The following is a 21594-nucleotide window of genomic DNA, read 5'->3' as shown; positions in this document are numbered from 1 at the left end:
TAGACCATGTTCCATACCATCCTGATTGCCAATCGCGGCGAAATCGCCTGCCGCGTGGCCTCCACTGCCCGCCGCATGGGCATTCGCACTGTCGCGGTCTACTCCGATGCCGATGCCAACGCAGCGCACGTGCATGCCTGCGATGAATCGGTTCATATTGGCGCCGCCGAACCTCGCGCCAGCTATCTGCTGGGCGATGTGATCCTGAACGCTGCCCGGGCGACGGGCGCCCAGGCAATTCACCCCGGTTACGGTTTTCTGTCCGAAAACGAAGCCTTTGCCCTGGCCTGCGGGCAGGCAGGCGTCACCTTTATCGGACCACCGGCCTCTGCCATTGCCGCTATGGGCAGCAAGTCTGCCGCCAAATCTCTGATGGAACGGGCAGGCGTCCCGCTGGTGCCTGGCTATCACGGCAAAGACCAGGACCCCACCCTTTTGCATCAGGAAGCCGACCGCATCGGCTATCCGGTATTGATCAAGGCCAGTGCCGGCGGCGGCGGCAAAGGCATGCGCGTGGTCAATAGCTCAGAGGAGTTTATCGCCGCACTGGCTTCATGCAAGCGTGAAGCGATCAGCAGCTTTGGCGACGACATGGTTTTGATCGAACGCTATCTGACCAAACCGCGCCATATCGAGATCCAGGTCTTTGCCGACAGCCAGGGCAATGCCGTGTACTTGTTCGAGCGTGACTGCTCGGTACAGCGCCGCCACCAAAAAGTCATCGAAGAGGCCCCGGCGCCGGGCATGACCGCCGAACGCCGCAAGCAAATGGGCGAGGCGGCAGTCGCTGCCGCCAAGGCCGTGGGCTATGTGGGTGCCGGCACGGTCGAGTTCATCGCTGAACCCGACGGACGCTTTTACTTCATGGAAATGAATACCCGTCTGCAGGTGGAGCACCCGGTCACCGAGATGATTACCGGGCTGGACCTGGTCGAATGGCAATTGCGCATTGCCGCCGGGCAGCCCCTGCCATTGACGCAAGACGAACTGACCATGCAAGGCCATGCCATTGAAGCACGGATCTACGCAGAAAATCCAGACAACGGCTTTCTGCCGTCCATCGGCACGCTAAGCCACCTGCGCCTGCCTGAACATGTCACCTTCCGCAACGGCACGGTTCGTGTCGATGGCGGGGTGGGCCAGGGCGATACCATCTCGCCCTATTACGACCCCATGATCGCCAAGCTGATTGTCTGGGGTGAAAACCGCGAACAGGCCATTGCGCGCATGCATACGGCACTGGCGCAAACGCATGTTGTTGGCGTGCGCACCAATCTGGCGTTTCTTGGCCGGCTCATGGAAAACACGGCGTTTGCCTCCGCCGACCTGGATACGGGATTGATCGAAAAAAACCGCGAGCAATTGCTGCCCGAACATACCGAAGCCACATTGCCGGCGCTGGCCTGCGTGGCGGCCACCTGGATCAGCGCCCAGGGACAAACCGGCCATAACAGCAACCAGGGCGATCACAGTATCGACCCATGGGACAGCACCGACGGCTGGCGCCTGTCGGGTTCCTATAGACAGACCCTGCAACTGCTCGATGGCGATATCGCGCACACGCTGCACATGCAGCGCGTTGACGGACAGTGGCAACTGGTGCACCAGGACCGTAACTATCCCCTGTCATGGTCAGCCCAAGCCGATGGCGCCAGCTGGCACACCCAGGTCAACCTGGATGGCCGCAATTATCGCGGTACCGTCGTGCGCGAGGGAGAACAGGCCTGGTTGTTTGGCACCGGACAAACCGGTGGCACCCGTATTTTTGGCCTGCCGGACATGTTGCGCCATGCCGCCGACGAGAGCGCCGACCATGGTGGCAACCTGACCGCCCCCATGCCAGGCAAGATCATCTCTCTGTCGGTCAAGGCCGGCGACACCGTAAAAAAAGGCGACGCCCTGATGGTCATGGAGGCCATGAAAATGGAACACGCCATTACCGCACCCACATCGGGCATTGTCGAGGAAGTGTTCTTTGCTGTTGGCGATCAGGTAACGGATGGAGCGGAATTGATCAGGATTGAAGAGGCCGACACCTGACCTTTCGCATTCTCTTTCACAAAAAAAAGAAGTCGAACGTAAACGGCCCCGGATAAGAACCCGGGCAAGATGACGATCTGAGCTAATTTGAAGAAATCAAAATTCCGAGACACTGTCTCGGAATTCTCTGCAAATACACATCCCACCATGTCCCGGACTGCGCTTTAGAAATAACAGAAAGGCGGTATGCGAGAAGAAATTTCCGCCTATTTTCCAGATTGGTCCACGCTATTTACATGCCGTTCCAGATTGCCTACGCTGAATGCGCGGCCAAATCAGGCCGTCAAATCAAAAGAACGTTGCGAGCAACCGTTTGCCGTCACTTGCCCGGCGCATGAGACTGGCACGTGAAGCGCCAGCCGCTGCCCGTATTTTCCATTGTTCAAAAGCGTGGTCTTACTGCTTGCCTTCGTCCAGATGTATATTGCCACCTTCGTTGGCCCACTCAGCATCACGCTGCTGTTCGATATCGTCTGACAGCGTATCGAGCAATTCAGCGATCTCGTCCTGATAAGTTTCAATCATATCATCCGGCAAACCCAAAGACTCCTGGGCTTCCAGAAAACTTTCGGCGCAGATATTGAGCGAATTGCGCACGGCCTTTTTGTCGCTCACATTGGCCAGCAATGCATACACCGCATGCTGCAGGGCCGCCTGCTGCGCCATGCATTGATTCAGATTATCCGATAGCTCGATTACCAGCTCTTTGAGTTCCATCTCGTTCTGCATGTCTGCTCCTTGTCATCCGTTGGGAGAAACCGGACGGATTCGACCATCCGGTTACCTCATTGCCCTGTCGGCAGACAGGGATCGATCAAGTTCTGACCTGGGCAATCGCTTCGTCCAGCCATGCCAGCATCAACTTGAGTTCATCTTCAGTCATATTCAATGCGGTCATGAAGCGCAGCAGATTCGGCCGCGGCGCGTTCAGCAGCATGCCTTCCGGACCGCGCTCACGCGCTGCGTCCACAATCGCCGGTCCGTCGTCCTTGTCCAGGATCAACGCACGCAACATGCCCATGCCACGCTCGCCTTTCATGCCCCATTTTTCCGACAGCGCCAGCAGTCCTTGCGACAACTGTTCGGAACGGGCCTGAACACTTTGCATAAAACCGGGGGCAGCCAAGGTATCGAAAACAGCAATACCACCGGCGGTGATCAATGGGTTGCCATTGTAGGTTCCACCCTGATCGCCATGCTCAAAGCACGACACTTCTTCGCGGGCCAGCATGGCGGCCAGGGGAATGCCGCCGCCGATCCCTTTGCCCAGCGACATGATGTCGGGCTCAATGCCATAAGCCTGATAGGCAAACAGTTCGCCGCAGCGGCCCATGCCTGTCTGCACTTCGTCCACGATCAGCAGCATATTGTTCTCGCGGGTCAGTTCGCGCAGCGCTTTCATGAACGCCATCTCTGCAGGAATAACGCCGCCTTCGCCCTGCACCGGTTCCAGCATGATAGCAACGGTATCGTCGTCAATCAGCGCCTTGACCGACTCCAGGTTATTGAGTTCAGCCTTGGGAAAGCCATCGACCTGGGGCGCAAATTTCGTGTCCCACCCAGCCTTGCCCGAGGCGGACATGGTAGCCAATGTGCGGCCGTGAAAACTATGGTCGAAAGTGATAATCTTGTAGGCGCCCTTCTTGTTTTTCTGGCCCCATTTGCGCGCCAGCTTGATCACGCCCTCGTTGGCCTCGGCGCCACTGTTGGTGAAAAACACCCGATCGAAGCACGACGCATCAATCAGCCGCTTGGCCAGCGCCACGGACGGCTCATTGAAAAACGCAGGAGATGGGTTGATCAGTTTTCCGGCCTGGTCGGCAAGCGCCTTGACCAATTGCGGCGGACAATGCCCCAGGCAATTTACCGCCCAGCCCTGAATGCAATCCAGATATCGCTTGCCTGTGTCGTCCGTCAACCAGGAACCCTCGCCACTGACGAAATACAAAGGTGGACGGGCGGTAATCTCCATTAGCGACTGAGCATCGGCAGAACTGAATGACATGGCATTTCCTTATAAATGCAAATGGGGGACGAAGTAAGTTTTCATTGTATTCAAATTCCCCCCGGCTGTCCGGTCTGCATGAAAAATACACGCTTACGCAGGCCGGTTGCCGCGACCCATCGATCTGCCAAAAGGCAATCTTTGCACCTACCGCTTTCACGCACCAAGCTTTAACGCTCGATTTTTATCCCGGATTTAACTCCCAGTTGCACACGTCGCTTTACACTTTAACGCTTTGCTCTGACTCCCGGTTCTTTGCTCTGACGCCCGGATTTAACTCGCGCCGCTCACTCCCTGTTCGCGCACCTGGCCTGGCGCTTGGGTGTTCTTTGCGCAGCGCCATTTGCCGCCTCCTCAGCTTAGCTTGTTTTCCTGCGCTAACCTGTCGCGCCAGCATGGTCAAATCAACGGCGTCATCTGCGCTTTTTTTTTGCTCATTTTTTGCGCTACTGGGCCGGCCAGCTATGTACAGTGCAATCGACTGAAACAGAAGGCGCGGCGGCCAGACAACGGTTCTGTCATCGGAAAGTCTTTTGGAATCATGAGCCTGGAAGCCACTGTGATGTTTTTTTATGACGAGATCCAATAAACCGTTGCCTGCCCACGCAAAAACCCGTACAGTATAATCATTAAGCCTGCGTAACGGCTGACGGGTGTAGCCTGTCATATAGCACCATTTATATACGCTTTCAGCTTAATTAAAGAATTTTGAAGGCAGGATGGTGTCATTTGACTGAAGGGCTATCATTGAATAAACCTTTTGGGGAAAACGCATTATGTATGATGTCCTGGTTTATCTCTTCGAGAACTATTACACTCCAGAATCCTGCCCTTCCGCAGACGTCCTGACCAAAAGGCTCATGGCTGCAGGCTTTGAGCACGATGACATTGACGATGCGATCGGCTGGCTTTTCGGTCTGGCCGAATCCACAGAAAAATGCGTGGAACTGACCAGCATGTCAGACTCCAGCACACGTTTTTATACACCAGGCGAACAACAACACCTGGGCGTTGCGGCCCTCGGGTTCCTGAGTTTTCTGGAGTATAGCGGGGCAGTGGCACCACCACTGCGTGAAATCATCATTGATCGGGCCATGGCAGCGCCGGAGGCTCCCCTGTCCTTGCAGCACATCAAAATCATCACGCTGATGGTGTTGTGGAGCCAGGAAGCGGAAATTGATCATCTGATCCTGGAAGAACTGGTTACCGACGACGAAGAAAAACTGTTTCACTGATCCGAAGGTTCGGCGGCGTGGTTGCGCCATGTGTCGCATGAAGCGACCATGAGGCAAGCACGCCGCCATAACCTATGCGAACATAAGCATGTTTGCAGCCAGGCCAGTGGCTGCTCGTGTCTACTCTATCTACTTGCCCCCGCTGATTTTGTCCAACTCGTCTTACACCACCTGCGCCCCCTATACGGGGCGTTTTGCGCCCAGCCCCAGCGGTCCCCTTCACGACGGGTCGCTTGTCGCGGCCATGGCCAGCTTTCTGGACGCTCGCGCCCATCACGGCCGCTGGCTGTTACGCATCGAGGACATCGACACGCCGCGCGTGGCGCCGGGTGCCGACCAAATTATCCTGTCGCAATTGCAACAACTGGGCATGCGCTGGGACGGCGACATTATCTGGCAGTCGCAGCGGCTGTCACGATATGCTGACATATACGAGCAACTTGGCAGACAAGGCCTGATTTACGGATGCGCCTGTACACGCCAGGAAATCGCCAGCAACGCCCTGCGGGCAGGGCTGTTGGGAGAGGACGGTGAGCGCCCCTACGCCGGCACCTGTCGGGCCGGTATTGCTGCTGGCCGCTCACCCCGTGCATGGCGCGTGAGAATGCCCGATGAAGCATACGCCTTTACCGATCGATGGGTGGGCGCACGAACCCAAAACGTTGCCCAGGCCGTCGGCGATATGATCGTCAAACGCGCCGATGGCCTGTTCGCCTATCAGCTCGTTGTGGTTGTGGACGATTACGATCAGCAGGTGACGGACATTGTGCGAGGCCAGGACCTACTTTCTTCTACAGCCAGGCAGCATCAACTGGCTCGCATGCTGGGTTTTATGCCACCGCGGATGATGCATGTTCCTCTGGTGCTGGACGCAGATGGCAGAAAGCTCTCGAAACAGAATCACGCACAGGCCATTGATGTACACAACCCGATTAAAAGCCTGCAGCGGGCCTGGGCAGCGCTGGGGTTTGATGTGCTGCCCGTAAACACGGTGAACGACTTCTGGGACGCAGCAGTGGCGGCATGGCGCCAACGTTTTACCATACGCTGACGCCCGTTTTAACCGTTATTTCCCGCCGCTATTTTGGCCGTTATTTTGACCGTTATTTGTGACCGCTGTTTTGGGCGGTTATGATTTTTAGTCGTTATTTTTTTGGCCTTTATACAGTGACCGCCAACGCCCGAACGCACACTGCAAAATGTGCGGCACAACGCACGCCCCCGCAAGTGAGCCCCTGCATAACGGCCACCGAGCCCCGCCGTGCCGGTCTCAAGTGCTTATCGAGTGATGCTCAAGCCCTAAAGCCGATTCTGCTTTTCATCCAGCAACCCGGTTAACAATGCCACGCCGTCCTGATTGACACGAAACTCCCCATAGCGGGCACGCGCATAGTGTTCGCCCTGCCCTTCCGGGAAAAAATAGGCATCGGTCACAAACAGCACCCGCTCATCCAGCTGCCGGCGATAACGCACCACCACATTACCGGGCTGCGCAGGCGGTGCCATTTGAGGTAGCGTTCGCGTAAAGTGGTAGACACCCTGCGCATCGGGTTTCAGTTCGACATATCGGTGTGAATAGTCGGAAAACAGATTCCCATCGTCGCCCCGCTGTGACGCAAAATTTAACGTCATATAGTCGCCCTGCATCAAAGAGCGCGGATCCACCGGCCGCAATGCAACAACAAAACGCGTCCCGTCGCGAATGATGGCCTCTTTTTGCAGGATGTCCACATTGGCCACTGCCAGCACGGCAACCAGCCCGGCCACGATACTCACAAGCACCGGCACCCTTGGCCACCCGCGGCCCGATCTGGTCTCAGGAGCAGACAGGGTGTCATGCGTGGGCAAGCGCGACCCGTCGCGCCCGGCGGGCGTATCGGAGATCGGATCCGATGCGCCATGATGATCGGCGGGTCGCCCGCCAATGACCGCAACAGGACGCAGCCGGTACCACAGCAGTGCAAGCACCAGCAGAACGGCGCCCTGAGCGATCAGAAAGTATGCTTTATCGAGCAGAAGAAAATGCAATTGAAAATAAAACCGAGCCAGAAAGGCGATGATACTGACCACGCCGACAACCAGCATGCTGCGGTAACGCAGCTCGTAGCCCAGCAGGCACAACAACAGCCCCAACTGCACACCGGGCAGGTCGCCCCACAGTACGCCCAGTGCCAACAGGACCAGCAGCACAACGGCCTGATCCACCGCGCAAACGCGTGACCGCCTGGCAGACAGCCACGCGACCCCCACAGGCAGCAGGGCAAACACCAAATTACACAGATAAACCATCGGGAACCGTGTGGGCAGACGCCATTTACTCAGCACCATGGCCAGCATGTTCTGCCCATCGTGCGCACTGTGATTGCCGCTGTAGGGCAACCCCGACATATCAATAACATAAGCGCCAAGCGGGACGCACAGCAGCGCCCAAGCAAGCATTTTGTAGCGACGCAGCCAGGCCTGTGGCAACCCTATCAGAATCACGGTGGCCAGCACAATATAAACAGGCGCCAGTTCGCTCACAAACGACTGCCAGTCTGCGTCATGACGATAGCCCGATAGGCCGGTATCTGCATGATCGAATGCCAGACCAGGACTGTACTGCGGCCAAAGAATGGCAAAGAGCACCAGCGCTGCGACTGCGCACAGGAACTGAAACCACGGTATTTGATGCATATGGTACAGAAGCAGCAGGCCGGCAATCAGACCCAATACCGGCAAAGCGCGGTCCGCGTAGTCTATATAGGTTCCGTTGAAAACCTCGAATGCCAGCAACAGCAAACCGACCAGCATCAGCGTTACACCGCTGACACGCCCTTTTCCGCCCGCGGCGAAGTATGCCAACAGCCCGGCGACCAGCGCCGCACCTGCAGCCCCTGCCAGCGGTATCTCCAGGACCACAATAAGGGCCAGGCCCAGCAAAAATATAAAACCGAATGAAAAAAGGAACAACAACGGCGAACTTTGCGCCGGGGTGACTGCAGATTCAGCCTTTGCTGTGTTTGTGGCTGTATCTGTGACCGCAGCAGGTAAGGCTGCCGAACTATCCGAAGGGGCTGGCTGGCCGGGCGCGTCAGCCTGCGATTGATACACTTTCCTGAGCCAGGACACGCAACCGAGCATCCCCCCAAGTGCCACCACAAAGGCCAGCGCCACGCTCAGCTCGATCGACTCGGCGAACAGCCAGCTTGCGATGAGCACGTAGGTACCCGCATACAGGACCGTAAAGACGGCCAGTTGCGAAAGAATGAAAAAATCGGGCCTGACACGGTGATAAAGATAGAACCCGCCTGAGACAACCACCCCAACCAGCACAGCCTGCAGCAGCATGGCCTGATTGGGTCCATCATCAAACAGTGATTCCACAGACGCGGCCAGCGTACAAAACAAGGCAATCAGTATGATAAGCACCAGCAGCCGGGGAACCATCCGATAGGGATCGCTGTAGTGGCTGCGCAAACGCTCGGCGCCCGCCAGCAGGCCGGCATTGATTGCGGCCACCACCCATGCATAGCCCATGGGTGTATAACGCTGCGGGCTGATCAGCACCTGCGTACCCAGCAGCAATATGATGGCGGTATTTAGCACGACCAGCCACAGAACGATGACAAACCAGCTGCGCGCGACCAGCAGCCAGGGAATCGCCAGCAGAGCCCACCAGCCAAAGAGCGTCCAGGGATCGGCGCCGGTCTGATAGGTTTGCCCCAGAAGCGCCAATAGGCCACCGGTAACGACACAAGCGAGAAACAACGCGCCTGCAAAAACCGGTACGCCCTGGCGGCCTGAGCGAGCCAGGTCCGGAACGCCTGGGGTATGGCCGGACCTGGGCTGTCCCCGCCAGGCCTGCACCAAGGCAACGGCTACAACGGCAACCAGTAACAGCTGGACACCCGCAATACGCTCAAATTTGCCAAGGCCGTCCCAGTTTGCCGCGATCCAGGTCACAATGCCGCTGGCCAGCAGCCCAATACCCAGTACCCGCAATCCTATATTGAAAAAGAGACGCCACCGGACGATTTGATCATGCCCGGATTGTGCAGAATGAGCCGTCGGAGCTTGCATCAATTGAATTACCTCTCGTATTATCCGCGTTTGGGCTGACGGGAAAGTGCCGGCCACCAGAAACAGCACGGCAAGCGATTATAGCTGTGTGGAAAATAACCGTGTAGTACACTCGGTGAAAAATAACACATCCGCTTGCGGTTCATAACTTCGGAAAACCATGACGAAAACCCTGATTATCGCTGAGAAACCTTCAGTTGCACTCGATATTTCCCGTGCCTTGGGCGGCATGCATCGTGAAGGCGACTACTTTGAGAACGACCAGTATGTCCTGTCGTCCAGCGTAGGGCATTTGCTCACCCTGACCAATCCCGACGATGTTGTCCGCGGCAAATGGTCCTTCAATCATCTGCCGGCCATCCCGGCCAAAGCGTTTGACCTCAAACCGTCGGACAAAAAAGCCACCGACCGCCTCAAAATGCTGGTGCGCCTGCTCAAACGCAAGGATGTTACTGCCATTATCAATGCATGTGACGCCGGACGAGAGGGAGAGTTGATCTTCCGCTACATTATCCAGTATGCGGGCGTCAATAAGCCCATCAAGCGGCTCTGGCTGCAGTCCATGACTCGCAACGCCATTATTGAGGCCTTCGACAATCTGCGCGACGACAGCGTGATGAAGCCGCTGGAAGCGGCGGCTCGCTCGCGCGCGGAAGCCGACTGGCTGATCGGCATCAACGGCACGCGTGCCATGACTGCCTTCAACAGCAAGGACGGGGGCTTTTTCAAGACGCCTATCGGCCGGGTCCAGACCCCGACCCTGGCCATTGTGTTCGAACGCGAAGAAAAAATCCGCAAGTTCAAATCCCGCGACTACTGGGAGGTGCATGCCACCTTCGTCGCTGCCGGCGGCCTGTATGAAGGCAAGTGGTTCGATCCGGCCTTCAAGAAGGATGAACACGATCCCGAGAAAAAAGACAATCGCCTGTGGTCGGCCGCCAGTGCACAGTCGGTGGTTGTTGCGTGTCGCCATAAAGACGGTACTGTTACCGAAGAATCCAAGCCCTCGACATCCATGTCGCCAGGCCTGTTTGACCTGACATCCCTGCAGCGCGAGGCCAACTCCCGTTTCGGCTTTACCGCCAAAACCACGCTGGCGCTGGCACAAAGTCTGTACGAACGGCACAAAGCGCTAACTTACCCGCGTACCGACTCGCGCTACCTGCCAGAAGACTATCAAAGTACGGTCAAACAGACCTTTGAGGCCATCGTGGGCGCCGAATCGCAGCTAGGACGCCGCAATGCGCCCTTTGCAAAGAAAATTCTGCAAAACAGCTGGGTCAGACCCAACAAGCGTATTTTTGACAACAAAAAGATCTCCGATCACTTTGCCATTATCCCAACCCTGCAGGTCCCCAAGGAGCTGAGCGAAGCCGAAGCCAAGATCTATGATCTGGTCAGCAAACGCTTCATGGCTGTGTTTTTTCCGCCTGCGGAATTCCGGGTAACCACGCGCATCACAATTGTGGCCAGCCATCACTTCAAAACCGAAGGCAAGGTGCTGATCAAGCCAGGCTGGCTCGAAATTTACGGACGCGAGAACCAGGAAAGCGATGCCACGTTGGTTCCCGTCGCTGAAAATGAAACCGTCAAAACCGAAGATATCGCCGCCAAGGACCTGGCCACCCGACCGCCTGCCCGCTATACAGAGGCGACGTTGCTCTCGGCCATGGAAGGGGCCGGCAAGCTGGTGGACGACGATGAACTGCGCGAAGCCATGTCCGAGCGCGGGCTGGGTACGCCAGCGACCCGCGCCACCATTATCGAGGGGCTGCTCAACGAACAGTACCTGCGCCGTGAAGGGCGCGAGCTGATTCCCACTGCCAAGGCACGCCAGCTCATGACGTTGCTGGTCGGACTGAACGTGCGCGAGCTGACTTCGCCCGAACTGACGGGCGAATGGGAACACAAGCTCAAGCAAATGGAACAGGGCCAGCTGGACCGCGAAGCGTTCATGCGCGAAATTGCGCAAAGCACGCAAATTATCGTCAAGCGAGCCAAGGAATACGAGCAGGACACCGTGCCCGGCGACTATGCCACGCTCACGACGCCGTGCCCGGCCTGCGGCAGCGTCGTCAAGGAAAATTACCGCCGTTATGCCTGCACTAACTGCGATTTTTCCATTACCAAGCATCCCGGCGGCCGTACCTTTGAGATTCCCGAAGTGGAAGAACTGCTGCAAAATAAAACCCTGGGCCCACTCAGTGGTTTCATCAGTAAAATGGGACGCCCCTTTTCTGCCATTTTGCGCATTACACCCGAAAACAAGCTGGAATTCGATTTTGGCCAGTCTGACGACAACAACAGTGAGCCGCTGGACGTTTCCCAGCTGACACCAGTCGGCCATTGCCCAAAATGCACTGGCAACGTCTACGACACGGGCATGAGCTATGTCTGCGAAAATTCGGTCAGCGAAAAGAAAACCTGCGACTTCAAGTCCGGCCGCGTGATCCTGCAACAGGAGATCGGTCACGACCAGATGGGCAAATTACTGAGCCAGGGTAAAACCGACCTGCTCGACGGGTTTGTGTCCAATCGTACCAACCGTAAGTTCAAAGCCTACCTGGCCATGTCGAAAGCGGGTAAAATAGAGTTTGAATTTGAGCCCCGCCCAGCCAAAACGGCAAAAGCGGCGTCTAAATCGGCTGCCAAAGCCGCCAGCAAGTCTGCGGCAAAAAGCGCCGCTACCGCGGCAGAGGCCGACAGCGGCAAAGTGGTCAAAAAAGCAGCCAAGAAAACTGCCCGCAAGACCGCAAGTAAAACTGCCACCAAGAAAACAGCTGTCAAGAAAGCCACTGCAAAGAAAGTCGCAGGCAAAAGCGCGACTGCCCGCAAGCAGACTGCCAAAACCGCCGACCCGGACGACACCGAGCCCGCATTTTAAGCGACCCCCGCCTTATCCCGGGGGCGCATGTACAGAATGAACACACTTATTCAGAAATACAACATCCCCGGTCCACGCTACACCAGCTACCCCACCGTCCCGTACTGGGACGAAGGCAGTTTCGATAGCGACGCCTATTTGCAGACCGTCAGGCGCAGCTTTACAGAATCGAATGCCCAGGAAGGCATCAGTCTGTATATCCACCTGCCTTTCTGTGAGGTGCTCTGTACGTTCTGCGCCTGTCACAAGCGCATTACAAAAAAACACAGTGTCGAAGAGCCCTATGTAGACGCGGTCCTCAAAGAATGGGCCATGTACCGCAAGGTGCTCGGCGACAAACCGGTCATCAGGGAAATACACCTGGGCGGCGGCACGCCGACCTTCTTTAGCAGCGCCAACCTGCAGCGCCTGCTTACCGGCATTCTGGACGATGCCATCGTCCATGAGCATCACGAGTTCAGCTTCGAAGGCCACCCGAACAATACCCGCAAGGAGCATCTGCAGACCCTGTACGATCTGGGGTTTCGCAGGGTCAGCTACGGCGTGCAGGACTATGATCCCATCGTCCAGAAGGCCATCCATCGCATCCAGCCTTACGAAAACGTGCTCAATGCAACCGACGCAGCCCGCGCTATCGGCTATACCAGTGTCAGTCACGACCTGATCTTTGGCCTGCCCTTCCAGAGCTGGGCTGCCATGGAATCGACCATCAAGAAAACCATCGCCCTCAAGCCCGATCGCCTGGCCTTCTACTCCTACGCCCATGTTCCCTGGATCAAGGGCAATGGACAGCGCGGTTTCGACGAAAATGATCTGCCCTCCGGCGAGGAAAAGCGCGCCCTGTACGAAAATGGCAAGCAGCTGCTCGAAGAGCTGGGCTACGTGGAAATTGGCATGGATCACTTTTCGCTGCCATCCGATTCGCTGTATCAGGCCATGCTGGAAAAAAGTCTGCACCGCAATTTCATGGGCTACACCTCCTCGTCAACGCAGCTGATGATCGGCCTGGGCGTGTCGGCCATCAGTGATACCTGGTACGCCTTTGCGCAGAACGAAAAAGTTCTTGAAGATTATTATGCCCGCGTCGAAAGCGGTGTGTTGCCGCTGTTCCGCGGTCATTTGCTGGACCAGGAAGATCTGATCATCCGCCGCCACATTCTGAACCTGATGTGCCAACTGCAGACAAGCTGGGCCGATCCTGCCATGCAATTTGCCGAGCTGCCCGACGTGCTGGAACGGTTGCAAGAAATGCAAAGCGACGGTCTGATCCGCATTGGGGCCGACCGCATTGATATAACCGAAGCCGGGCGCACCTTCGCTCGCAATATCTGTATGGCATTTGATCTGCGCATGCTGCGCAAGCAGCCGAATGCGCGCATTTTCTCGATGACGGTATAAAGGCGCAGCATGACCCTGATTCCGGAAATCAAGCCGCAGCAGTCTTTGGAATTGCTCAAGGAACTGCATATCCTCACGCGTGAGGGAAAGATCAACCAGGACACGCGACGCAAGCTCAAGCAGGTCTACCACCTGTACCAGTTCATTGAGCCCCTCATGCAAACCGTACTGGACGAGGGGCAGGCGCTTTCACTGGTCGACCACGGCGCCGGCAAATCCTATCTCGGTTTTATTTTGTACGATCTGTTCCTCAAGGAACACGATAACGCCACGGTGTATGGCATTGAGTCGCGTGCCGACCTGGTCAAAAAATCGGAAGACCTGGCCCGGCGCCTGGGCTTTGAGGGTATGCAGTTCAAAGACATGACCGTAGAGCAGTCCATCTCTTCTGCCGATCTACCCGAAAAAATCGACATTGTCACCGCCCTGCATGCTTGCAATACCGCGACAGACGACGCCATCCGCTTTGCCCTGGCTCGCGATGCGCGTTTCATCGTGCTGGTGCCCTGCTGCCAGGCCGAAGTTGCCGCAGCACTGCGCGCCACCAAGGGCAATACCCTGGGCAAAACGCCTTTGTCCGAACTATGGCGCCACCCCCTGCACACCCGCGAGTTCGGCAGCCAGATCACAAATGTATTACGCTGTCTGCAACTGGAAGCGCGCGGCTATCAGGTTACCGTAACGGAACTGGTGGGCTGGGAGCATTCAATGAAAAACGAACTGATCATCGCCAAAAAAACCGGCGGCTTCAAGAAAAGCGCACGCGAGCGGCAACTGGCCATTTTGAAGGAATGCCACCTGGAAGCACTGCAGGAGCGGTTTGCTTATTAATATGAGCGGCCGGCCGGCTGTCCCTTGTGCATCAGACATCATCAGGGCGTGGCCATTTCCTTTTCCGCAGCGTTGGCCAGAAAAGCCGATCGTGACATATGCAAAGCCTTGGCTCTTGCGTCAATACGGTGCACCAGATTTTGCGGCAAGCTGATATTTAGGCGTACTGCCTTTGTATCGATTCTTGATAAATCAATATCCACCAGCATCCAGCAGCCGTCCTGAAACTGTTCATCCTTACACCAATCTTCAAAAGAAGAAGGAGGCGCAATCGCAACGTCTTCGCCTTCGAAATAAACCTCCACAGCCTCCTGCGCAAGTCTAGGTAAATCAGCGAGTTCGTCCGCAGCGGTAAAACAGCCCGGAAAGTCTGGAAAAGTAACGCTGTAGGCGCTGTCCGGATCTTTGTGGATGTATGCAGGATAAAACACCATTACCTCCATTTCCAGCCAGCCTGGCGATAGATATTGCGCAACGTACCCACGGCTATATCTTTGCGAGGATGGGGAACAACAACATGTTGACTCTTATGGGGATGCTTAAATTTCATATGATCGCCTTTACCTCCAACCCAAATCCAACCGTCGGCTTTCAATAATTTAATGACATCATCTCTCTTCATTTTGTGTAATTATACACAACAAAAAAAAGAGAATGCATTTTTTGGGACCAGACTGCCTCGCTGGATATTGCCCTCACCGCCTTGCTGGACACCACCTAGACGCGTGTATTGCAGCACGCAAAGTGATTACTCAGCATCGTCAGGTTTAGATCACATTGCGGGAGCGATTATTATCAGATTCGCAATCTGTCATTTCCGATAGTGATGAGGTGCGTAGATGAGCGCGACAGCCAGCGCGTGTGCTTTCCCCATACAGTGTATGCAGATGCCGCGTATGGATCTGCCAGCCCTATCGCACCCATCCTGCCTTATAAGCTGATTGATTACTCCGCCGGAAAAACAGGCTCGCCCAGATTCTGCATCAGGCGATTGGCCCAGCCGAACACAGACACCGAATGAATCAGATCCAGCATTTCAATCTCGGTGAAATCCTGGTTTTTCAACACTTGCAGATTGTCTGCATCAAACCCGGACACATCGCGCGTAAGGGCGGTCGCGACATCGATAACGGCAGCATCGCGTTCATTTTTTGCTGCGGTAGCGGGATCAACAAATACGTCGCGCACGATTTCATTACGCTTGGCCAGTTGCTCGAACCGCTGGGCATGCACCGAAGCGCAGTAGACGCAACCGTTGATGCGCGATACCGCCAGGGCCCCCAATTCGCGATCGGCGCGATTTAACCCGCCCGGCGCATACATGATGGCGTTATAGGTGAATGAGCGCTGATCCAGAATATGCGGCTCATGCACCAGCAGCAGATAATAATCGGACGTTTTGGCCTGCGGGTGACTCGCTTCCAGTACCTTGTTCTGTTCCGGTGTTGCGGCATTGGCGTCCACAACATCCAGCCAGGCTTTCCAGCCCAGCGTCTGGTTGGTAAATCCGTTGACTTTGATTACATCGCTCATGCTGCCTGCTCCAGTTTCTGCATTGCCTTCAATCCGGCTACCAGACGTATCTGGTAGGCCAGAAACCCGATCAATTGCCCAAGCACAACAACATCCTGCGTGGACATGCCTGAATTTTTGAGCGTCAGCAACGCTTCCTCGTTGCCTTCTATCGGATCCAGAATCAATTTTTTGGTAAATTGCAGGATACTGTTCAATTCAGATTTCACAATATCCTCGACATGGTCTTCGGTCACGATCTGAACCAGCTTCTCGTCGATACCTGCCAGCAGCGCCTGCTCGGTATAGTGTGCCGTCAGCTCGGACGAGTTCATCAGGCTGCTGGCATACAAGGCAACCAGCCATCGATCCTGTAGCGGCAAACTCAGGTCGGGCGAAAACAGCGCGGCGTAGCTTGCCTGCGTACCGTTTTTAACTTTTTCCCTGAACTGCCGGGCTTGCCAGGTTTTACTGTCCGGCTTCAGATTGAGCAGCGTATCGATAAGATCGAGTGCCTCTGCGCTTTGCATAATATTTCCTTTGCGTTGTTGCTCGTAAATTCATGGCGTATGCGATATGACATTCTAACGGAGACAGCAAAAAAATTCGCGCCTGTACGCTGCCGTTGTTATAGACCGGATGCGCTTTGGTCAATTTATGCAGCCATACGAATCCAACGCGGCAATTTCATCTTTTATTATTTGTACCACCGCTTTCTGACGCTTCACGGTAAACCTGGCCTCGACTGACGATACGCTGATGGCAAACCTGGGGCACCCACGTCTGTCGGCGATGGCCACGCCCACGCCAAGCACGCCTTGTACGGCAGCGTTACCCACCGCGGACCATCCTCGCTCTCGCGTGGCCTTCATCAGCAATCGCAGCTTTTTCACTGAGATTGCCCCATAGGGATAGAGTTTTTGTTCGTTCTCGGCAAGGATGCGCTCCTGCTCAGGCTCCGGCAGGTAAGAAAGCAATGCCAGCCCGGCCGCCCCCACGCCCATCGGCTGCTTATGATCAATCTGGATAGAAAGAACCTGCAAGGGGTAAGTGCCAATTTCCCGATGGATACATAAAGAATCCGCATTATCCTGCCTGATCAGAAAAGACGAATCTCCCGTCTTTTCGCTGATTTTTCTCAATACGCCCTTAAATTGCTCGGATTCATCACCAAAATCAGCGATCTGGTTCAGTTTGTCCCGATTGTATATGTAGCAACCCGTGTCGGCTATCTCATTGATATATCCGTTATTGAGCAGAACGCTGACAAAACGGTACACCGTCGGCCGTGATATTTGGGTCCTGGCTGCGATTTGCGCGATCTTCAATCCAGCGGCACTGGCAGTGCTGAGCGTCTCCAGTATGGCCAGGCCGCGTACCAGCGTTTTGGGCTCATCCTTGTAATGCATATCTGCTCCTTATGTCCAAATGATGGACAAATTGATTTTGTCACACTATTGAACCTGACTAGAATGCAGCTGCATATCAACGCAATAAAACATAAAACTGGAGACATGATGAAAACAAAATGCTTGGGCATGACGGCGCTGACGCTGGCGTTACTATCCGCCTCCTCTGCAGTGGCAGCGGCCTACCCCGATCGACCAATCAACCTGGTCGTCGGCTATTCGGCGGGAGGCGCCACCGATATCATCGCTAGGTTGATCGCCAAAGGCCTTTCCAGCCAATTGGGCCAAACGGTTATTGTGGAAAACAAACCCGGGGCCAACAGCAACATTGGCACTGAATACGTTGCAAGGGCAAAGAACGACGGCTACACCCTGCTGGTGGGAAGCATTGCCAACACGATCAACCGTTCACTTTATAAAAACCTGAATTACGATTATCTGAAAGACTTCAAAAGCGTCGGCTTCATCGCGTCCATCGGCAATGTGCTGGTAGTCAATCCGAAAAAGAACATCAATTCGGTGGACGAGTATATTTCGTATGCAAAAAAGAATCCGGGAAAACTGACCTGCGCCTCATCAGGCATAGGGTCGTCTATTCATATGTCATGTGAGCTCTTCAAGATCCTGACGGACACGAACATTCTTCATATTCCTTACAAAGGCAGCGGCCCTGCAGTCAACGATTTGCTGGGCGCCCAGGTCGATTCAATGTTTGACAACATTCCTTCGTCTGTAGGAAGAATCAAATCGAACAAGCTCACGCCGCTGGCGGTCACGACAGAAAAGCGCGATCCGGCGCTCCCGGAGGTGCCCACCTTCAAGGAACAAGGGATTGACAACTTCCTGGTCAGTTCGTGGTTTGCAATTGCAGCCCCAAAAGGGACTGACGACAAAATTATCAGCAAGCTCAACGATGCATTGAACAAAGTGATCGCCAGCCCCGAGGTCAAGGATAGCTTTGCCAAAAACGGCTATACCGCAGCGCCCGTAGAGAACACCCCGGCCTATCTGGATCAATTTACCCGGGACGAAATTGCGAAATGGGAAAAGGTCGTGCGCCAGGCAAAGCTGCAGGCCAACTGAAAGAAGGTAACAACAAGATGTATCCAATCGATTTTTTTTACAGAGCAGCCATCCGTTATCCCGAACGGATGGCCATTGAATCAAGGCATGAAAAAGTCAGCTATGCCGCATTGGCAGATCAGGTAAGCGCCCTGGCTTGCGCGATCCGTAAACTGGACAACGAACCCGGTTCCATGGTCGGACTATGTGCGCAGAATTCGGTCGACTACATTGTTGCCATGCTTGCCATTATGGCTGCCGGCAAGGTATGGGTACCACTCAATTACCGAAGTACACCGACAGAAATCAAAAGAATTACAACCGTCATCAAGCCGTCTATTATCATTCAGGACGGCTATGGCGCAGCATTGACTGCCGGCCTGGAAAACGTACATATCATCAATACAGATGATATCCCCACCTTGATTGAACAATTTAGCGGACAGCATCTTGCCGAAGCGATCAGGGGCAACGACGATATCCAGGCCATCAAATTTACTGGCGGCACGACCGGTATGCCCAAAGGGGTGATGCAACCGTACCGGGCGTGGGTTGCCGTTATTATCAATCAGATCCACGGCTGGAAGATAACAAACAATGACAAATTTGTTATTTGCGCGCCCATCAGCCATGGCACCGGAACTTATGTCTTACCTGTACTTGCGCAGGGTGGTGCCCTGGTGCTGTCCGGGTCAGCAGAAGCGGCCGACATTGTGCATGCATTCAGGGAACAAAAGGGTACGATGACCTTTATGCCCCCGACGCTCATTTACAAGCTGATCGCCGCAGCAGAATCAGAAAAGGATTTCCCGTGCCTGCGGCTGCTGATATACGGCGGAGCCGGCATGCCGGCAGAAAAAATAGCACGCGCTCAGGATTTTTTCGGCAACGTCCTTGCCACGACCTATGGGCAAACGGAAGCACCGCAAATAGCTACGCTGATCGGGCCGGAAACACTGGCTCAGCCGCAATACCGCGCTTCTGTCGGGCAAGCCAGCTGGTTCACCGACATTGCTATTGTGGATCAACAGCACAATCGACTGCCCCCAAATGAAACCGGCGAAATCGTGATCCGCGGTGACCTTGTGATGACCGGCTACTGGCGCCTGCCCGAGAAAACAGCCGAAACCATAAAAAACGGTTGGCTGCATACAGGCGACGTCGGGTTTATCGACGAAAAGGGGTTTGTGTTCATCAAAGACAGAATTCGCGATGTGATTATCACCGGTGGTTTCAACGTCTATCCGATTGATGTGGAGAATGTTCTATCGCAGCACGCCGGCGTGTACGAGTCGGCGGTATTTGGAATCACAGATGAAAAATGGGGCGAGTCGGTGAACGCCGCTGTTCAATTGCGCGCTGACAGCGCTGCAACAGCAGACGAACTCAAGCGACTGGTCAGAGAAAAACTGGGTCCGGTTCACACGCCGAAAAACATCTATTTTTTTGCAAGTTTGCCCAGATCGCCGGTGGGCAAGGTGCTCAAAAAAGCCATTCAGGAACTGGTCCTGTCCGGCCTGCACGACACCACCGAAACACGCCAATTGTAAAAGGAGTACACGATGAAAGAACCCATCACTGAACTGTGCGCACACTCGCTTACCGGTATGAATTACCGAGATAAGGATCTTGTCAATGATCTGATCGGAGAGGCAACCTTCACCGAGGTCATGTTCCTGCAAATCATGGGAAGAAAAGCCCGTCCGGTCGACATCAAAATCGTGGATGCGGTCCTGGTCACCCTTATGGAACACGGACTGACGCCCAGCGCCATTGCAAGCAGACTGATCTACATGAGCGCGCCGGAGAATCTGCAGGGCGCGGTGGCCTCGGGACTGCTGGCTGTCGGCAGCCAGTTTGTGGGAACGATGGAAAATTGCTCAACATTGCTGGACGAAATCATTGCCTCACCCGATCAGCAAGAAGCGGCGCTGGCCATTGCCACAAGATATAAAGAGCAGAAAAAACATCTGCCGGGATTCGGCCATCATCTGCACAAGCCCGACGATCCCCGTTCATTGAAGCTGCTTGATCTTGCCGATAGTGAACCGGCGCTGGCGCGCCAATATATCGACGCGCTCAAACTGTTGAGCCGCGCCGTGGACCAGGTATACGCCAGGCACATTACGATCAACGCGACCGGGGCGGTGGCAGCGTTGCTTGGCGCCATTGGTGTGCCATCACGGCTGATGCGTGGTTTTGCTGTCATCTCACGCGCTGCGGGTCTGGTTTCCCATATCGCCGAAGAGCAGAACATCCCATCGGGCCGTTTTATCTGGGACACCATTGATCAGGCCATTCCATACTCCAAAAGGGACACGGGCAATGGGTGATACAGACAAGGTGGTACTGGTCGCCGGCGCCGGCAGCAGTGCACCGGGCTGGAGTATCGGCAAGGCAACGTCGGTACTCATTGCCCAGTCCGGCGCAAAAGTCATTGCCCTGGACTGCCATGCCGATGCCGCCCGGGCAACCGCCCAGGAAATCGAACGCATTGGCGGAACCTGTTTGCCCTTGCAAGGCGATATTACCCGTCCCGAAGAAATGGATCGCGTGTTGCAGATTGCCACGGAGCGATTTGGCTCCATCTCGACCTTGATTGCCAATGCAGGCATCGGAAAAACCGGCGGCATCCAGGAAACGTCCGTTGCAGACCTTCAGCGTATCCAGCAGACCAATGTCGAAAGCCTGCTGCTGCTTTCGAAGCGCTTGATACCGGGCATGATCGAGCGCGGCGCAGGCTGCATTGTGTCTGTTGCCTCAGTAGCGGGCATCCGTTATGTGGGATATCCTCACCTGGCTTATAGCGTTACCAAAGCGGCATTGATACAGATGACAAAACTGATTGCCCATGAATATGCCGATCGAAATATAAGAGCCAATACCGTTATCCCGGGGCTGATTGACACGCCCAGAATTCAGAAGAATGTTGGCGCTGTTTTTTCCTCATCCAATGACATGGAGGAAGTTCGAAAAAAAAGAGATGCCCAGGTTCCGATGAAAAGAATGGGTACCGCCTGGGAAGTGGCCCATGCCATCGCATTTCTGGCATCCGATCAGGCTTCGTACATCACCGGTACAGAACTGATCGTCGATGGCGGGCTCACCGGAAAATATTAGCGTCTGAGTGGCTGATCACTCAACATCGGATCAGCC

At 55.1% G+C, this 21594-nt stretch carries 19 protein-coding genes; 10 read left to right on the top strand and 9 right to left on the bottom strand.

Translation table 11 applies throughout. The annotated features are described in order from the left end of the window. Window positions 1–6 precede the first annotated feature (6 nt). Window positions 7–2040, top strand: coding sequence for an acetyl/propionyl/methylcrotonyl-CoA carboxylase subunit alpha (locus INT32_RS08235; RefSeq protein ID WP_193088244.1), 2034 nt, complete (start codon window positions 7–9; stop codon window positions 2038–2040). Window positions 2041–2436: 396 nt separating this feature from the next. Here the strand turns inward: INT32_RS08235 and INT32_RS08230 are convergent, their stop codons facing one another. The 3 genes from INT32_RS08230 to INT32_RS08220 form a co-directional block, all read right to left on the bottom strand. Beyond that, complete coding sequence (locus INT32_RS08230) at window positions 2437–2769, bottom strand: hypothetical protein (RefSeq protein ID WP_193088243.1); 333 nt, start codon at window positions 2767–2769, stop codon at window positions 2437–2439. Between the two features lie 85 nt (window positions 2770–2854). Continuing rightward, window positions 2855–4045 carry an acetylornithine transaminase gene (locus tag INT32_RS08225; RefSeq protein WP_193088242.1) on the bottom strand — a complete coding sequence of 397 codons (1191 nt, stop codon included), beginning with the start codon at window positions 4043–4045 and terminating at the stop codon, window positions 2855–2857. Window positions 4046–4265: 220 nt separating this feature from the next. After that, entirely contained in the window at window positions 4266–4712 is a 447-nt protein-coding gene (locus INT32_RS08220) for a hypothetical protein (protein ID WP_193088241.1), read from the bottom strand. A 109-nt stretch (window positions 4713–4821) separates the two neighbouring features. Here INT32_RS08220 and INT32_RS08215 point away from each other — a divergent pair, with 109 nt between their 5' ends. Together INT32_RS08215 and gluQRS are read left to right on the top strand one after the other, a co-directional pair. Further along, the gene (locus INT32_RS08215) at window positions 4822–5280 is read left to right on the top strand and encodes a DUF494 domain-containing protein (protein ID WP_100694625.1); all 459 of its coding nucleotides are present in this window, start codon (window positions 4822–4824) and stop codon (window positions 5278–5280) included. A gap of 106 nt (window positions 5281–5386) precedes the next feature. Beyond that, window positions 5387–6331, top strand: a complete 945-nt coding sequence (gene gluQRS, locus INT32_RS08210) for a tRNA glutamyl-Q(34) synthetase GluQRS (RefSeq protein WP_370540198.1) — start codon at window positions 5387–5389, stop codon at window positions 6329–6331. A gap of 248 nt (window positions 6332–6579) precedes the next feature. Here the strand turns inward: gluQRS and INT32_RS08205 are convergent, their stop codons facing one another. After that, window positions 6580–9342, bottom strand: a complete 2763-nt coding sequence (locus INT32_RS08205) for a GDYXXLXY domain-containing protein (protein ID WP_193088239.1) — start codon at window positions 9340–9342, stop codon at window positions 6580–6582. 160 nt (window positions 9343–9502) lie between these two features. Between INT32_RS08205 and INT32_RS08200 the strand changes: the two genes are divergently transcribed. Genes INT32_RS08200 through INT32_RS08190 form a run of 3 tightly spaced genes read left to right on the top strand, consistent with a single transcriptional unit; the run spans window position 9503 to window position 14455 of the window. Beyond that, window positions 9503–12226, top strand: a complete 2724-nt coding sequence (locus INT32_RS08200) for a DNA topoisomerase III (protein WP_193088238.1) — start codon at window positions 9503–9505, stop codon at window positions 12224–12226. Window positions 12227–12262: 36 nt separating this feature from the next. Beyond that, the gene (gene hemN / locus INT32_RS08195; protein ID WP_193088237.1) at window positions 12263–13624 is read left to right on the top strand and encodes an oxygen-independent coproporphyrinogen III oxidase; all 1362 of its coding nucleotides are present in this window, start codon (window positions 12263–12265) and stop codon (window positions 13622–13624) included. Between the two features lie 9 nt (window positions 13625–13633). After that, window positions 13634–14455: an SAM-dependent methyltransferase gene (locus INT32_RS08190; RefSeq protein ID WP_193088236.1), complete on the top strand. Its 822-nt coding sequence runs from the start codon at window positions 13634–13636 to the stop codon at window positions 14453–14455. 41 nt (window positions 14456–14496) lie between these two features. Here INT32_RS08190 and INT32_RS08185 read toward each other — a convergent pair whose 3' ends face one another. From INT32_RS08185 to INT32_RS08165, 5 genes are all read right to left on the bottom strand, one after another. Further along, window positions 14497–14886, bottom strand: a complete 390-nt coding sequence (locus INT32_RS08185; RefSeq protein ID WP_193088286.1) for a type II toxin-antitoxin system HicB family antitoxin — start codon at window positions 14884–14886, stop codon at window positions 14497–14499. A gap of 2 nt (window positions 14887–14888) precedes the next feature. Next, on the bottom strand, window positions 14889–15077 hold the full coding sequence (locus tag INT32_RS08180) for a type II toxin-antitoxin system HicA family toxin (RefSeq protein WP_193088235.1): 189 nt from the start codon (window positions 15075–15077) through the stop codon (window positions 14889–14891). A 323-nt stretch (window positions 15078–15400) separates the two neighbouring features. After that, a complete protein-coding gene (locus INT32_RS08175; protein WP_193088234.1) occupies window positions 15401–15988 on the bottom strand; it encodes a peroxidase-related enzyme in 588 nt (195 codons plus the stop codon). Then, window positions 15985–16497: a CMD domain-containing protein gene (locus tag INT32_RS08170; RefSeq protein WP_193088233.1), complete on the bottom strand. Its 513-nt coding sequence runs from the start codon at window positions 16495–16497 to the stop codon at window positions 15985–15987. The genes INT32_RS08175 and INT32_RS08170 overlap by 4 nt, the downstream gene beginning before the upstream one ends. 120 nt (window positions 16498–16617) lie before the next feature. Beyond that, window positions 16618–17376, bottom strand: a complete 759-nt coding sequence (locus INT32_RS08165; RefSeq protein ID WP_193088232.1) for an IclR family transcriptional regulator — start codon at window positions 17374–17376, stop codon at window positions 16618–16620. Between the two features lie 108 nt (window positions 17377–17484). On the opposite strand from INT32_RS08165, the gene INT32_RS08160 reads away from it, so the two are divergent. Genes INT32_RS08160 through INT32_RS08145 form a run of 4 tightly spaced genes read left to right on the top strand, consistent with a single transcriptional unit; the run spans window position 17485 to window position 21558 of the window. Next, window positions 17485–18459 carry a tripartite tricarboxylate transporter substrate binding protein gene (locus tag INT32_RS08160; RefSeq protein WP_193088231.1) on the top strand — a complete coding sequence of 325 codons (975 nt, stop codon included), beginning with the start codon at window positions 17485–17487 and terminating at the stop codon, window positions 18457–18459. Between the two features lie 17 nt (window positions 18460–18476). Continuing rightward, entirely contained in the window at window positions 18477–19988 is a 1512-nt protein-coding gene (locus INT32_RS08155; RefSeq protein ID WP_193088285.1) for a class I adenylate-forming enzyme family protein, read from the top strand. Between the two features lie 12 nt (window positions 19989–20000). Continuing rightward, on the top strand, window positions 20001–20771 hold the full coding sequence (locus INT32_RS08150; protein ID WP_193088230.1) for a citryl-CoA lyase: 771 nt from the start codon (window positions 20001–20003) through the stop codon (window positions 20769–20771). Continuing rightward, window positions 20764–21558: an SDR family NAD(P)-dependent oxidoreductase gene (locus tag INT32_RS08145; RefSeq protein ID WP_193088229.1), complete on the top strand. Its 795-nt coding sequence runs from the start codon at window positions 20764–20766 to the stop codon at window positions 21556–21558. The genes INT32_RS08150 and INT32_RS08145 overlap by 8 nt, the downstream gene beginning before the upstream one ends. Window positions 21559–21594: the final 36 nt, after the last annotated feature.

It is taken from the genome of Advenella sp. FME57 (genome assembly GCF_014897675.1).
GTDB lineage: Bacteria > Pseudomonadota > Gammaproteobacteria > Burkholderiales > Burkholderiaceae_B > Advenella.
This window is presented reverse-complemented; position numbering and strand designations above follow the sequence as displayed.